Raw genomic sequence first — 13,191 nt, 5'->3', positions numbered from 1 at the left:
ATGGAAATGAAAAAAGGCGCGGAATTCCGCGCCTTTTGATTATGCCGTAAAAACGACTTTATGCTTTCACAGCAGGTTCGACATTGCGCAAACGAATGTGCAATTCGCGCAATTGCTTTTCGTCCACTTCCGACGGCGCTTGCGTCAACAAACATTGCGCACGTTGTGTTTTCGGGAAGGCAATCACGTCGCGGATCGATTCTGCACCGGTCATCATGGTGACGATACGATCCAGGCCGAATGCCAGACCACCATGTGGTGGCGCGCCGTATTGCAATGCGTCGAGCAGGAAGCCGAACTTGAGTTGCGCTTCTTCTGCACCGATCTTCAATGCACGGAATACTTTGCTTTGCACATCAGCACGGTGAATACGAACCGAACCGCCGCCCAATTCCCAACCGTTCAAGACCATATCGTAGGCTTTGGAAATACATTTGCCTGGATTGGTTTCCATCAAGTCTTCATGGCCGTCTTTAGGCGCAGTGAATGGGTGATGGGTTGCCGACCAGCGTTGGTTGTCTTCGTCGTATTCGAACATAGGGAAGTCGACTACCCACAATGGACGCCATTCGTCGTCGAACAAACCATTCTTCTTGCCGAAATCGCTGTGGCCAACTTTGACGCGTAAAGCACCGATAGCATCATTGACGATTTTTGCTTTGTCGGCACCGAAGAAAATCAGATCGCCGTCTTGCGCGCCGGTTGCTTCAATGATTTTTGCCAATGCTTCGTCATGAATATTTTTGACGATAGGCGATTGCAAGCCGTCACGGCCTTTGGCCTTCTCGTTGACCTTGATGTAAGCCAGACCTTTGGCGCCGTAGATCGCGACGAACTGGGTGTAAGCATCGATCTCGGAACGTGGCATTGCGCCGCCGCCTGGTACGCGCAAACCAACCACGCGACCGTTTTCCATATTGGCTGCGCCGGAGAATACTTTGAACTCAACATCTTTCATGATGCTGGTCAGGTCGGTGAACTCGAGCTTGACGCGCATATCTGGTTTGTCTGAACCGTACATACCCATCGCGGTTGCGTAATCCATCACAGGGAATGGGTTAGGCAATTCAACGTCGAGGCAGTTCTTGAAGACCAGGCGAATCATGCCTTCGAACAGATCACGGATTTCCTGTTCATTCATGAACGATGTTTCGCAATCGATCTGGGTAAATTCAGGCTGACGATCAGCGCGCAGATCTTCGTCGCGGAAGCATTTGGTAATTTGATAGTAACGATCGAAGTTGGCAACCATCAGCAATTGCTTGAACAATTGCGGCGATTGCGGCAACGCGAAGAAGTGACCAGCGTTCACACGCGATGGCACCAGATAATCGCGCGCGCCTTCTGGCGTCGATTTGGTCAACATCGGTGTTTCGATATCGATGAAGCCTTGCGCATCGAGGAACTTGCGCACTTCCATCGTGACCTTGTAACGCAGACGCAGATTGTTTTGCATTTGCGGACGACGCAGATCCAGCACGCGATGTGTCAGGCGTGTAGTTTCCGACAGATTGTCGTCATCCAACTGGAATGGCGGCGTGACAGATGCGTTCAGCACTTCGACTTCATGCGCCAATACTTCGATCTTGCCTGAAGTCAGGTTGCTGTTGCTGGTGCCATCAGGGCGGTTACGTACGACACCGGTGATGCGCAAGCAGAATTCATTACGCACGGCTTCTGCAACTTTGAATACATCAACGCGATCAGGATCGCAAACAACTTGGACCAGGCCTTCGCGGTCACGCAAATCGATAAAGATCACGCCGCCGTGATCGCGACGACGATGTACCCAGCCGCACAGGCTAACGGTTTGATCAAGAAGTGCTTCGGAGGTAAGGCCGCAGTAATGAGTTCGCATTGACATAGTGAATTTCCAGTTTCAGGTTCTTTTGATGCAATCGCTGTAGTACGCGATCGTTAATTATTGTTGGGTATCGTTCGCTTGCACTTGATTCGGATCAACGATGACTTTCTTTTCAAAGTGTTCCGGAGTAACGACGCCCATAGAGACGATGTATTTCAATGCTTCATCGACATTCATATCGAGTTCTACTGTTTCTGCGCGTGGCACCATCAGGAAGAAACCCGAAGTCGGATTCGGCGTAGTCGGCACATACACGCTGACATAGTCGCCTACTAAATGGTTACGCACGTCGCCGCCCGGCACGCCGGTCATGAAGGCAATAGTCCACGCGCCCTTGCGCGGATACTCAATCAGCAAGGCTTTACGGAAGGCATTGCCGGACGAGGAAAACAGGGTGTCCGAAACTTGTTTGACGCTGGAGTAAATCGTATTGAACACCGGGATACGGCGCAAGATCGATTCCCACAACGCCACTACACGATTACCAATGAAGTTACGTGTCGCCAAACCCGTCAGGAAAATGATCAGCAGCGTCAAAATCGTGCCAAGACCAGGAATGGCAAAACCGAACAATGCTTCCGGCCGCCAGCGTGCCGGCAACAGCAGCAGAGACTGATCCATCGTACCGACGATCAGGTTCAACACCCACAAGGTAATCGCAAGTGGGACAAGTATCAGTAAGCCGGTAACAAAATATTTACGCATGATTTTCTACCGTAAGAATCACGCCGGATAGTTCCGGCGCGAAGAATTCATCAAGAGTCAGACTTGCTTGCTGAACTAGCAGCAGGCGCTGCAACAGGTGGCGCACTTGGTGCGGCAGCACTTTCGGACTTGGCCGCAGGCGCATCGCTGGCAGCAGTAGTGGAAACGGCTGGCGCAGTCGTACCGCCCTGTCCACCACGGAAATCAGTCACATACCAACCCGTGCCCTTGAGCTGAAAGCCAGCTGCTGTCAGCTGCTTTTTGAAAGTCGCCTTGCCGCAAGTCGGGCAATCGGTCAGCACCGGATCAGACATCTTTTGCAATACATCTTTGGCAAAACCACACGCTTCACAGCGGTACGCATAAATCGGCATGAAAAAATTCCCGCAAAAATCATCCAAAACCCTGAATTATAAAGGTTTTCTGCCCCGATTTACCGAGGACTTGTAACTGCAACGCCCCGCCTGATACCGCTTGCGCCTTAAAAGGCGTCCATCAAGAGGAAAGTGCCGGCCTGGCGCTGGTAACTATCAATCAGCGGAACCAGGCGCCGGAAGTGTTCGGTCTGGCAATGCGCATCCAAAGCTTGTCGATCTGGCCACTCTTCGATAAAGACAAAATGACCGGGATCTTTTTGATCGATGAAAAGATTGTACGAAATACAATCCTTCTCTTGCCGCGTCTTTTCAATCAACTCTCGGTACAAGGGGCGTACCGTCTCTATAAATTCGTGCCGGATAAAATCCTGCGCTATCACTTTCAGCATACGACTTTCAACCCTGCAAAAATCGCATGCCGACCAAGCGTGACATCACTTGGCACGGATTTCTGTCCAGATGCGATTCAGCGCACGGCGCTGCTTGCTATTCAAATCCTTCAGCATTTCCAGTTTGACCGCTTCCGCCTTGTCCGGGAAAATTTCCTTGTTCTTGGCGATTTCCGGTTTGATGTAAGGCAAGGCTGCACTATTCGGATTACCGGTACCTATCATGTTCGTTAACTCGGCCGAGTTCTTGCCATCCAGAATCAGGTTGATGAATTGATGTGCCAGATCCGGCCGCGGCGCATCTTTAGGAATCACCAGGCTATCCAGCGACATTGCAGCACCTTCTTTCGGCAAGGCGTGGCGAATGCGGAATTTACGACCAGCTTTCTGTGCATCCTGATCCGCCTGGAAAATATCGCTGGAATAACCATGCACCAACCAGATATCGCCCACCGTTAAACCTTTGATGTAGCTAGTGCCGTTGAATGCAGCCCAGTAAGGCTTGGCTTTCAGAATCACGTTCTTGGCTTCCTGCCAGTGTTTTTCATCGGTATCGTTGACTGAGTAACCTAGATACTTCAAAGCAGCAGCCATCAATTCATTGGCAGAATCCAGCACTGTTACCTTGCCTTTGATCTTAGCCAGAATCGCCGGATCGAAAATCGCCGCCCAGCTGTCGACTGGAATTCCCAGTTCCTTCATCTTTTGCTCGTTGTAACCAAGCAGCGTGATCGTGTACGCATACGGCACCGAATATTGATTACCCTTATCGAAATCGGTATTCAGATATTGCGGATTCAGATTCTTGAAATTCGGCAGTTTGCTCTTGTCGATAGGCTGCAAAGCACCCTGCTTGATCAGCGATTGCAAGGCATTGCCGGTTGGCACGATCAAATCGTAACCTTTGGCGCCAGCCGCCAGCTTCGCCAGCATCTCTTCATTGTCACCGTAGTAGCTTTGCACCAACTGGCATTTGCACGCTGCTTCAAAGCGCTGCACCGTTTCTGCCGCGATGTAGTTATTCCAGTTATACAGATGCAACTTTCCCTGTGCTTGCGCAGAAACAGCGATCAGCGATAGTGCAAGAATGGCGAGTAATTTTTTCATGGCAGACCTAAAGAAAAAAATCAGGAACGGAAGGCGTTCGGCGACAATTTGGATGCGACAACAATCAGAAGCAAGGTCAATGCCATCAACAGTGTCGATACGGCATTCACTTCCGGCGTCACCGCAATCTTGATCATCGAATAGATTTGCAGCGGCAAGGTCGACGTATTTGCACCAGCAGTAAAGAAGGTAATCACAAAATCGTCAATCGACAATGTGAACGCCATCAACGCACCCGCCACCACGCCCGGCATGATCAAAGGCAAAGTCACGCGGCGGAATGCCTGCCACGGCGTTGCACCGCAATCACGCGCCGCTTCGGTCAGGCTCTCATCCATGCCACTCAAGCGTGAACGTACCACAATAGCGACGAAGCCTAGACTGAACGCAATATGCGCCAAGGTAATCGACAGCATGCCCAAAGTCAGATTCAGCATCACGAAGAAAATCAGCAGCGACACGCCAACCAGAATTTCCGGAATCGCAATCGGTGTCAGTACGAGCACTTGCAGCAAGCGTATTTTGTAACGATGCAAGGCAAAGCCCGCCATTGTTCCCAGCAAGGTCGATACCGCACTGGAAACCAGCGCAATGATCAGGGAGTTGCCAGCCGCGCGCAGCATCTCTTCATTGGCAAACAGCTTGCGATACCAATCGAGCGTAAAACCTACCCATTCCGCATTCAAACGCGAATCGTTGAAGGAGTAGACGACAACTATCGCCAGTGGCACATACAAAAATGCGTAGACCAGCACCGCTGTAAAAGTCAGCCAGATCGAATGACCGCGCTTATGCATGTTGCCTCCTGCGCGGACGCGCCAGCAAAGCGGCAAGACCGGCCGCTGCCAATGCTGCAACCGTCAACATGATGGACAAGACGCTACCGAAAGGCCAATCGCGTGAATCAAGAAATTGCTGCTTGATGACATTACCGATCATGATGCCGCCGGTGCCACCGAGAATATCGGACACGGCAAAAATACCCAGTGCCGGAATGAAGACCAACGCTGCTCCTGCATAAATACCCGGCAGCGAGAGCGGAAACGTCACGCGCCAAAAAGTCTGCCATTTACCTGCACCCAAATCCTGCGCCGCATCCAGCAAGGCAGGATCGTGTTTTTCCAGATTCGCGTACAGCGGCAAAACCATGAACGGCAAATGTACATACACCAGACCGACAATCACGGCGAACGCGCTATAGAGCAAGGTTACCGGCTCAATCCCAAACACGCCTAGCACAGCGTTCAAGCCACGCGTCAAAGCCGATTGCGGGCCCAGCAAAATCATCCACGCATAAATACGAATCAGGAAGTTGCTCCAGAACGGCAAGATCACCAACAGCACCAGCAAGTTGCGCCACTTCTGTGGGCTGCGTGCGATCAACAAAGCCAATGGATATGCCATCGTCAGACACACCAGCGTCGTGATGATGGCGAACATAAACGATTTAAGGAAAATCGCGGTGTAAACAAAGTCGGTGAAAAATGGCGTGAAGCTTTCCAGCGTCAGATCAAGCGCACCGCTCTCATCAAACAACGGAGCCAGTCCACCGTAATCACCGGGGAAGCGAAATGCCGCAAACGCCATGATCAGCGTCGGCACTGCAAAGAAGAACAGGAGATACAGCAGCGGCGGCCCGCTGATCAACCAACGCGCCAGTCCTGACTTGCTGCCAACCGCATTACTGCGCGCTGCTTTTGCCACTTCCTCAGACATGAGTCACTTCAGGCAAAAAGTGGCCGGCATCGACGCGCCATGCGACATCGACTGCATCGCCGACTTCAAAGAAACGCGGACGACCGATGGCCGAGTTGGCCAACATGGTTTCGATACGTACGCCGCCTTCGGTCTCGACGATATACACCGTCACGCCACCCATATAGAGCAACTCTTTGACGTAACCGTCAAAGTGATTCTCATCCGGCACGCCACGCACGATCTCGGCGCTGACCTGGGTTTTCTCTGGGCGTAAGGCGATCGTGCCCTTGCTACCGACTGCCACGCCCGGCGCTGTAAATGCTTTTACCGCGCCCATGCCCGGCACATCCAGCCACATCATATTGCCGTCTATCTGTGTGACGACGCCATCGAACAGATTGCAGGTACCGATAAAGTCCGCCACAAAACGGCTGCGTGGATAACTGTAAATACGCGTAGGCTCATCAAGCTGCTCGACCTGTCCTTTGTTCATCACCGCAATCCGGTGCGACAAGGCCAGTGCTTCCGCCTGATCGTGCGTGACGTAGATAAAGGTAATGCCGACTTCTTTTTGCAGATTGATCAACTCGATCTGCATCTGTTCGCGCAATTGCGCGTCGAGAGCGGACAAGGGCTCATCCAGCAACAGCAATTTCGGACGTGTCACCAGCGCACGTGCGATGGAAACGCGCTGGCGCTGACCGCCGGACAACTCATGCGGATAACGTTCAGCAAAACCTTGCAAGCGCACATCTTCCAGCGCTTCATCAACTTTTTTCTGAATGTCGGCTTTCGGCGTCTTCGCCATTTCCAATGGAAAGGCGATATTGCCCGCCACCGTCATGTGTGGGAACAAAGCGTAATTCTGGAATACGGTGCGCACCGGGCGCTGCTCAGGCGGCACGCCAGTCAAATCGACGCCATCGAGCAGAATCTGCCCGGCATCCGGCTCATCAAAGCCGGCGATCATGCGCAGGAGCGTAGTCTTGCCGCAACCGGAAGGGCCAAGCAGAGTGAAGAACTCGCCAGCCTCAATCGAAAGACTGATGTTGTCGACTACAGTGTTATCGCCGAAACGGCGAGTAAGATTACGAATTTCGAGGAGCGCCATCTTGTCCTGGGGCGGGCTGCAAGGGATTACAGGGATTTAAAAACCGGGGCAATTGTAGCAAATAGCAGGCCTGAGTCCTAAAAATGGCAGCAAAAAATAGAGCGTTGAATTTGTATTAGAACGGAGCAAATACAAATATTTAAAGAACCACCCAAAAATTATCTCTTATCGAAAAATTAAGAGGTCTGACATGCCACTCCCCAGATGCCTCTTAACCCGTCATAACATTGGACAAATAGCGCCCCGAAAAGACGCCCATACTCGGTGAAAAATTAGGGCGCTTTGTAGTCGCAGGTAACTTTTTTCGCTGTAAAAGTCTGCTTCGTACCAGGATGGTAATAGCTCATCTCGCCACCCTTTTTCGATTTGATTTCGTACACATCTGTGTACTGAGGATTGGATGTATCCACCTTGTCACCGGCAACTGTGGCCGTGATAGTGGTGTACGTATTACCTGTGACCGACCAGTACCCCTCTTCGGTCTGAATCGGCAAATGCCGCTCGCCCAGTGAACGGAACTCGACCGTGAACGTTCCATCTTGTTTCCGTTCTATCAGCCAGCCCACACGGCGCTCAAGGTTGACTTGAAGATCTTCTCCATACCAGCAGCCAAGCAAGGCCTCTCGCGCTTTTGATTGCCCAGAAAATGAAGAGCAACCAAACAGAAATATAGAGCCGACAACAAATGGCCATAAAAGAAAAGACTTGAGATGCATAGTTAGCTCACGTGTGAATGATCTAAAACAGGTACATCACTTATCAGTCCAATCCGATAGAAACCTGATGGAACTTGGCACGAAACAAAGTGTGCTCAACAAAAACAGCCATATCACTATAGTGACAAAACCAGCTTACCGCTAACAATAACTAACTGATGATCGTGTGCCCTATCATCACCCAGAAAAAGAGAAAAACACCAGAGTCAATATGCCACCGGCAATCAAACCGCCGCCAAAGTAGACAGCAACGCCTAGTAACAAATTGGTACGTTTCTGCTCTTCCAGTAAGCGCCTCATCAATTCAGTATTGTCTTGCTGCGGCTGTGAAATTTGCGTCAAGGCTTGGTGTGCAAGTCTAGGAAGTTGCGGCAACAACTTGCTGTAGCGTGGCGCTTCCGCCTTCAGGTTTTCCCACAGACCGCGCCAGCCGACTTGCTCATTCATCCAGTTTTCCAGATACGGCTTGGCGGTCTTCCACAAATCCAGTTCTGGATCGAGCTGACGCCCCAGCCCCTCCACGTTCAGCAATGTTTTTTGCAGTAGAACCAATTGCGGTTGCACTTCGACATTGAAGCGACGCGAAGTCTGGAACAGACGCAGCAAGACTTGGCCAAATGAAATCTCACTCAACGGTCTGTCGAAGATAGGTTCGCAGCATGCACGCACTGCAGATTCCAACTCATCGACGCGCGTTTCTTTCGGTGCCCAACCAGATTCGATATGCGCTTCCGCAACGCGCTTGTAATCACGACGGAAAAAAGCGAGGAAATTTTGCGACAGGTAATCCTTGTCGAAATCATTCAGCGTACCAACAATGCCGAAATCCAGTGCGATATAGCTACCAAAGGTTTCCGGCGCTATCGATACCTGAATATTCCCCGGATGCATATCAGCATGGAAGAAACCATCGCGGAATACCTGTGTGAAGAAAATCTCCACGCCATCACGCGACAATTTTTTCAGATCGACACCGGCTGCGACCAAACGATCCGTTTGCGAAATCGGGATGCCTATCATGCGCTCCATCACGATGACGGAGGTCGAGCAATAGTCCCAGAACATTTCCGGCACCACGAGTAGCTTAGATTCGGCAAAATTGCGGCGTAACTGACTACCGTTTGCGGCTTCACGCATCAGGTCCAGTTCGTCATGCAGATATTTATCGAACTCGGCGACCACTTCTTTCGGCTTCAGACGCTTGCCATCTGCCCACATCCGCTCAACCAATCCTGCCACGATGTGCATCAAGGCGACATCATCATCGATAGACTTCTTGATACCAGGACGCAGCACCTTGATCGCGACATCTCTGCCATTTTTCAAACGACCAAAATGGACTTGCGCAATTGACGCTGATGCCACCGGCTCAGGATCGAATTGAGCAAACAGTACATCGGGATGCGCGCCCAGCGATTTGATGATTTGCGCAATCGCCAGTTCGGACGAGAACGGTGGCACGCGATCTTGCAGGCGCGCCAGTTCGTCAGCGATATCAATAGGCATCAGATCGCGGCGTGTCGATAACACTTGACCGAACTTGACGAAAATCGGGCCGAGGTCTTCCAGCGCCATGCGCAAACGGACGCCACGCGGCGCAGACAGATCGCGCCAGAACATGATTTGATTCAACAACTTGGCGGTACGCGGAATCGCCAAACCGGACATCGCAATTTCATCCAGCCCGTAGCGAATCGCGACACGCAGGATTTTAATAACGCGGAGGAATTTCAAGATCATTGCGTACGACCCTTCAGCTTTTCTATCCGCTTGGCCAAGCGCGCTACATCGTCACGTAGTTTGGTTACCTCGCCGGTAAAGTCGGACACGGCTTGCGGGCGGATCAACATGGGATTTTCTTCCAGAAAATATTCGGCTACGTTTTCGCTAACGGACTGGTGCAGCGATTTGGCCGTGTTCAATGCAGAATGCGCTCCAGCCACAATTCTGGTCGCTGCGATATCGCCGACTACCTTGCTCAAATCGTCTTCTGCTTCCCAACGCAGCGATTGGCTCAATTGCGAAATCGTATTGGCAAAGTCGGCATCGCCTTCCACTTTCACATACGAGAACGCGCGTTCACGATTCTGCATGATGAGCGGCAGATCGGATAATTGCATGCGTATCGTCACGGTAGGCACTTCATCCGCCGTCGCCGCTTCCAGCATGCCATCGCTCGTCACTTTCAAACGCATGGCCAGCACGCCACCATCCAGCACGGCGATCTTGCCTGCATGCGGCATCAGTTTGGCGCGCGCCCACGCTTCCTGCGCAAGCAGATGGTTGATAGCCGTAGGGAAAATATTGGCAGGAGAAAAAGAAGTCATCGTAAAAAAACAAAGCCGCCGGTGACCATTCACAGGCGGCTTCAAGTTTAGCAGTTTGCTGCCCGGCGGCGCTAACTATCTATATTGCTCCAACTCAGATAATCAGCACGCGCTGGGCGTGAGTACGACTGAATTACAGTTATTGCTTACAGTTGCTGAATACCAGCCAGAACCCAACCGCCGTTGCCATTGACTGGCTTGGACAAGTTCCAGGCTTCGGTGAATGGCTCTGTAGGCGAGCTTTCCGATTCCTTGATCAGACCGGTGAACTTGATGCTGGCGATGTAATCGTTGCCTACGGTTTCTACACCGTAGAATTCGCCTTCGAGCGAAACAACGTCAGTAACGTTTGGTGTTGCGCCACGTTCTTGCAATTGCAATTTCATTTCTGCAAACATTTCTGGTGTGGTGAATTCGCGGATATCGTTGATATCAGCTTTGTCCCACGCCGCTTGCAGGCGGATGAAATAGGTTTTTGCATTGCGGACAAACGCTTGCACGTCAAAGTCAGGAGGCAATTCATTGCCAGCATCATTTGCCGAACCGAACGACGAACCGGATGCCAAAGGCGCTGCCGATTGCAGAGCCGAAGGTTGACCGTAGGACTGATCGATACGTGAACCGATTTCAGGCGTATTGCTCTTTGCCGAGAAATTGTTCGGGAACGAAGGTTGCAGGCCACCAGCTTGATTGCCAGCGTTCTTGTTCTTGATCATGCGATAGATGAACATCGCAGCGAAAGCGAACAGAGCAACCATCAAAATGGTGCTGATCATGCCAGCCAATGCGCCGCCGATACCCAGATGCGACAACAGTGCGCCCAGGCCCAAGCCGAGCAATGCACCGCCGAGGATGTTACGCATCATGCTAGGTTTGGCTGCAGCAGCCGCACCTGCACCAGCCGCAGCAGGTGCTGCCGCTGGCTTGGAAGCCGCAGCTGACGACGATTGCGCCGGAGCCGGACGTTGGAAGCTTTGCGATTGCTTACCGAAGGAACCGCCGCCGCCCATACGCTTGGCTTCTGCTTCCACAGCGATGAAGGTCATCGAACTGACCATCACTGCGACTGCCAAAAGTAATTTTTTCATAATGCTCGTCTCCTAGAGTTTAATACCGGTGTGCAATGCGGCCACGCCGGCTGTCAAATTAAAATACTCGACTCTTTCAAGCCCAGCATCCTGCATCATTTTTTTCAGCGTTTCCTGGTCCGGATGCATACGGATGGATTCAGCCAGATACCGATAACTCTCGGCATCACCTGCAATACGCTTGCCCAACCACGGCAACACTGAAAACGAATACACGTCATACGGCTTCTTCAACGGTTCCCATACCTTCGAGAACTCCAGCACCAGCAACTTGCCGCCAGGCTTCAAGACACGCCGCATTTCTGCCAGCGCCACATCCTTATGCGTCATATTGCGCAAACCAAAAGCGACACTGACGCGATCAAAATAGTTGTCGGGGAAAGGCAATTTCTCCGCATCACACAAGGATGTTGGGGTAATCAAGCCTTTATTCAACAGCCGATCGCGCCCGACGCGCAACATCGACTCATTAATATCAGTCAACCAAACTTCACCGGTCGTACCAGCCTGGCGCGCAAACGCCTTGGCCAAGTCACCCGTGCCACCGGCAATATCAAGCACTTTGAAACCGGGGCGCACACCAGCCTGTGCGATCGTGAATGTTTTCCAGACACGATGCAGACCCGCCGACATGAAGTCGTTCATCACGTCATATTTGGCCGCGACGGAGTGAAACACTTCCGCGACCTTGTGGACTTTCTCTTCTTCAGCGACGGTTTGATAACCGAAATGTGTGGAATTTGTCATAGCGAGCCAATTACATTATACAAAGATGTGAAGAAAACGTTAAAAAATTATTTTACTTGCCAATAGCACAAGCAAATTCGATCACGGATTTGCTCGTGTAACAAATGAAATCAATGACTTCCGCAACCTGAGCCACTAACAACTTCTTTGCTCATGGGTGCATCGCGTCCGCTTTCGCGCGTGAAGCCTGCTGCTTCCAGACGACGCAGATAGTCTTCCCACAGTGCATCTTTATCGGTGCCGAGGTGGTGCAAATACTCCCACGAAAAGATGCCAGTATCGTGACCGTCCGAGAAAGACGGCTTGATCGCGTAATTGCCAACCGGTTCGACTGCCGTAATTTCGACATTGCGCTGGCCGGTTTGCAGTGTTTCCTGCCCTGGGCCGTGACCGCGCACTTCGGCCGATGGCGACCATACGCGCAGCAATTCAAACGGCAGTGAGAATGCTGCACCGTCGTCGAACTCGATTTCCAGTACGCGCGATTGCTTGCGCACTGTCAAACCGGTAGGTTGTGGTGCAGGAGGTGTTTGTTTGGAACCAGCCATGATCGTCTCTCGTTCAGGGATAAGGCACAGGCGACTGCCTGCGTAATGGAATTATTGCTTGCGCGTATTTTTATCAGGCACTATCAGGCGGTGCACGAAACGTATCGTACTACTGCCTCTCGCAATGCTGGTAGCAAGGCGCGACGTTCTGCCAATATATCGTCCGCAGTCTGGCGCTGCGCTGCTGCCCAAACAGGATTGGGATAATGCGCATCGTCGGTAAAACGTGGAATCAGGTGCCAGTGCAGATGCGGCACCATATTGCCAAGTGCTGCCAAGTTGATTTTCTCTGGCTGCATCACTTCCCGCAATGCTGACTCGACCTGACATACCGTCTTCATCAAAACGGAGCGTTCTTCCGGTTTGAGGTCGGTCATTTCCTTGACGTGCGCATTCCAGATCACGCGACAAAAGCCGGGGTAATTCGCATCTGCAATCAAGACGATACGCAGTTGCTCATTGCGGAAGAGAATTTCCCCACCACTTTCATCACATAATTCGCAAGTCGCCATCG

The 13,191-nt window shown here is 51.7% G+C and carries 15 protein-coding genes; all 15 read right to left on the bottom strand.

The genetic code is table 11. The annotated features are described in order from the left end of the window. Positions 1-58 precede the first annotated feature (58 nt). Positions 59-1,864, bottom strand: a complete 1,806-nt coding sequence (gene aspS / locus AC07N2_RS07295) for an aspartate--tRNA ligase (protein WP_494777643.1) — start codon at positions 1,862-1,864, stop codon at positions 59-61. Between the two features lie 57 nt (positions 1,865-1,921). After that, positions 1,922-2,569 carry a DUF502 domain-containing protein gene (locus AC07N2_RS07290; protein ID WP_494777642.1) on the bottom strand — a complete coding sequence of 216 codons (648 nt, stop codon included), beginning with the start codon at positions 2,567-2,569 and terminating at the stop codon, positions 1,922-1,924. A 50-nt stretch (positions 2,570-2,619) separates the two neighbouring features. Next, a complete protein-coding gene (locus AC07N2_RS07285; RefSeq protein ID WP_494777641.1) occupies positions 2,620-2,943 on the bottom strand; it encodes an FmdB family zinc ribbon protein in 324 nt (107 codons plus the stop codon). 107 nt (positions 2,944-3,050) lie between these two features. Further along, entirely contained in the window at positions 3,051-3,335 is a 285-nt protein-coding gene (locus AC07N2_RS07280) for a putative quinol monooxygenase (RefSeq protein ID WP_494777640.1), read from the bottom strand. Between the two features lie 45 nt (positions 3,336-3,380). Beyond that, complete coding sequence (locus AC07N2_RS07275; RefSeq protein ID WP_494777639.1) at positions 3,381-4,442, bottom strand: polyamine ABC transporter substrate-binding protein; 1,062 nt, start codon at positions 4,440-4,442, stop codon at positions 3,381-3,383. A 20-nt stretch (positions 4,443-4,462) separates the two neighbouring features. Next, positions 4,463-5,239: an ABC transporter permease gene (locus AC07N2_RS07270; protein ID WP_494777638.1), complete on the bottom strand. Its 777-nt coding sequence runs from the start codon at positions 5,237-5,239 to the stop codon at positions 4,463-4,465. Then, positions 5,232-6,158, bottom strand: a complete 927-nt coding sequence (locus AC07N2_RS07265) for an ABC transporter permease (RefSeq protein ID WP_494777637.1) — start codon at positions 6,156-6,158, stop codon at positions 5,232-5,234. Before AC07N2_RS07265 ends, AC07N2_RS07270 begins: the two co-directional genes overlap by 8 nt. Next, the gene (locus AC07N2_RS07260; RefSeq protein ID WP_494777636.1) at positions 6,151-7,251 is read right to left on the bottom strand and encodes an ABC transporter ATP-binding protein; all 1,101 of its coding nucleotides are present in this window, start codon (positions 7,249-7,251) and stop codon (positions 6,151-6,153) included. Before AC07N2_RS07260 ends, AC07N2_RS07265 begins: the two co-directional genes overlap by 8 nt. Before the next feature lie 272 nt (positions 7,252-7,523). After that, on the bottom strand, positions 7,524-7,967 hold the full coding sequence (locus tag AC07N2_RS07255) for a hypothetical protein (RefSeq protein ID WP_494777635.1): 444 nt from the start codon (positions 7,965-7,967) through the stop codon (positions 7,524-7,526). A 177-nt stretch (positions 7,968-8,144) separates the two neighbouring features. Beyond that, entirely contained in the window at positions 8,145-9,707 is a 1,563-nt protein-coding gene (ubiB, locus tag AC07N2_RS07250) for a ubiquinone biosynthesis regulatory protein kinase UbiB (RefSeq protein WP_494777634.1), read from the bottom strand. Next, positions 9,704-10,294 carry a ubiquinone biosynthesis accessory factor UbiJ gene (locus tag AC07N2_RS07245; protein ID WP_494777633.1) on the bottom strand — a complete coding sequence of 197 codons (591 nt, stop codon included), beginning with the start codon at positions 10,292-10,294 and terminating at the stop codon, positions 9,704-9,706. Before AC07N2_RS07245 ends, ubiB begins: the two co-directional genes overlap by 4 nt. Before the next feature lie 146 nt (positions 10,295-10,440). Further along, positions 10,441-11,382 carry a Tim44 domain-containing protein gene (locus AC07N2_RS07240; RefSeq protein WP_494777632.1) on the bottom strand — a complete coding sequence of 314 codons (942 nt, stop codon included), beginning with the start codon at positions 11,380-11,382 and terminating at the stop codon, positions 10,441-10,443. Between the two features lie 12 nt (positions 11,383-11,394). Beyond that, on the bottom strand, positions 11,395-12,129 hold the full coding sequence (gene ubiE, locus AC07N2_RS07235) for a bifunctional demethylmenaquinone methyltransferase/2-methoxy-6-polyprenyl-1,4-benzoquinol methylase UbiE (protein WP_494777631.1): 735 nt from the start codon (positions 12,127-12,129) through the stop codon (positions 11,395-11,397). A gap of 110 nt (positions 12,130-12,239) precedes the next feature. Next, positions 12,240-12,677: a gamma-butyrobetaine hydroxylase family protein gene (locus tag AC07N2_RS07230; RefSeq protein WP_076593289.1), complete on the bottom strand. Its 438-nt coding sequence runs from the start codon at positions 12,675-12,677 to the stop codon at positions 12,240-12,242. Positions 12,678-12,760: 83 nt separating this feature from the next. Further along, positions 12,761-13,189, bottom strand: coding sequence for an HIT family protein (locus AC07N2_RS07225; protein WP_494777630.1), 429 nt, complete (start codon positions 13,187-13,189; stop codon positions 12,761-12,763). Between the last annotated feature and the right edge of the window lie 2 nt (positions 13,190-13,191).

This window comes from Herminiimonas sp. GW821-FHT09C12 (assembly GCF_059416385.1).
Note: the sequence above shows the minus strand (reverse complement) of the source record. Positions and strands in the feature narration are given on the sequence as shown.

Coding starts and splice junctions, on each gene's coding strand:
- aspS (WP_494777643.1), bottom strand. CDS start 1,864: ATGTCAATGCGAACTCATTACTGCGGCCTTACCTCCGAAGCACTTCTT.
- AC07N2_RS07290 (WP_494777642.1), bottom strand. CDS start 2,569: ATGCGTAAATATTTTGTTACCGGCTTACTGATACTTGTCCCACTTGCG.
- AC07N2_RS07285 (WP_494777641.1), bottom strand. CDS start 2,943: ATGCCGATTTATGCGTACCGCTGTGAAGCGTGTGGTTTTGCCAAAGAT.
- AC07N2_RS07280 (WP_494777640.1), bottom strand. CDS start 3,335: ATGCTGAAAGTGATAGCGCAGGATTTTATCCGGCACGAATTTATAGAG.
- AC07N2_RS07275 (WP_494777639.1), bottom strand. CDS start 4,442: ATGAAAAAATTACTCGCCATTCTTGCACTATCGCTGATCGCTGTTTCT.
- AC07N2_RS07270 (WP_494777638.1), bottom strand. CDS start 5,239: ATGCATAAGCGCGGTCATTCGATCTGGCTGACTTTTACAGCGGTGCTG.
- AC07N2_RS07265 (WP_494777637.1), bottom strand. CDS start 6,158: ATGTCTGAGGAAGTGGCAAAAGCAGCGCGCAGTAATGCGGTTGGCAGC.
- AC07N2_RS07260 (WP_494777636.1), bottom strand. CDS start 7,251: ATGGCGCTCCTCGAAATTCGTAATCTTACTCGCCGTTTCGGCGATAAC.
- AC07N2_RS07255 (WP_494777635.1), bottom strand. CDS start 7,967: ATGCATCTCAAGTCTTTTCTTTTATGGCCATTTGTTGTCGGCTCTATA.
- ubiB (WP_494777634.1), bottom strand. CDS start 9,707: ATGATCTTGAAATTCCTCCGCGTTATTAAAATCCTGCGTGTCGCGATT.
- AC07N2_RS07245 (WP_494777633.1), bottom strand. CDS start 10,294: ATGACTTCTTTTTCTCCTGCCAATATTTTCCCTACGGCTATCAACCAT.
- AC07N2_RS07240 (WP_494777632.1), bottom strand. CDS start 11,382: ATGAAAAAATTACTTTTGGCAGTCGCAGTGATGGTCAGTTCGATGACC.
- ubiE (WP_494777631.1), bottom strand. CDS start 12,129: ATGACAAATTCCACACATTTCGGTTATCAAACCGTCGCTGAAGAAGAG.
- AC07N2_RS07230 (WP_076593289.1), bottom strand. CDS start 12,677: ATGGCTGGTTCCAAACAAACACCTCCTGCACCACAACCTACCGGTTTG.
- AC07N2_RS07225 (WP_494777630.1), bottom strand. CDS start 13,189: ATGGCGACTTGCGAATTATGTGATGAAAGTGGTGGGGAAATTCTCTTC.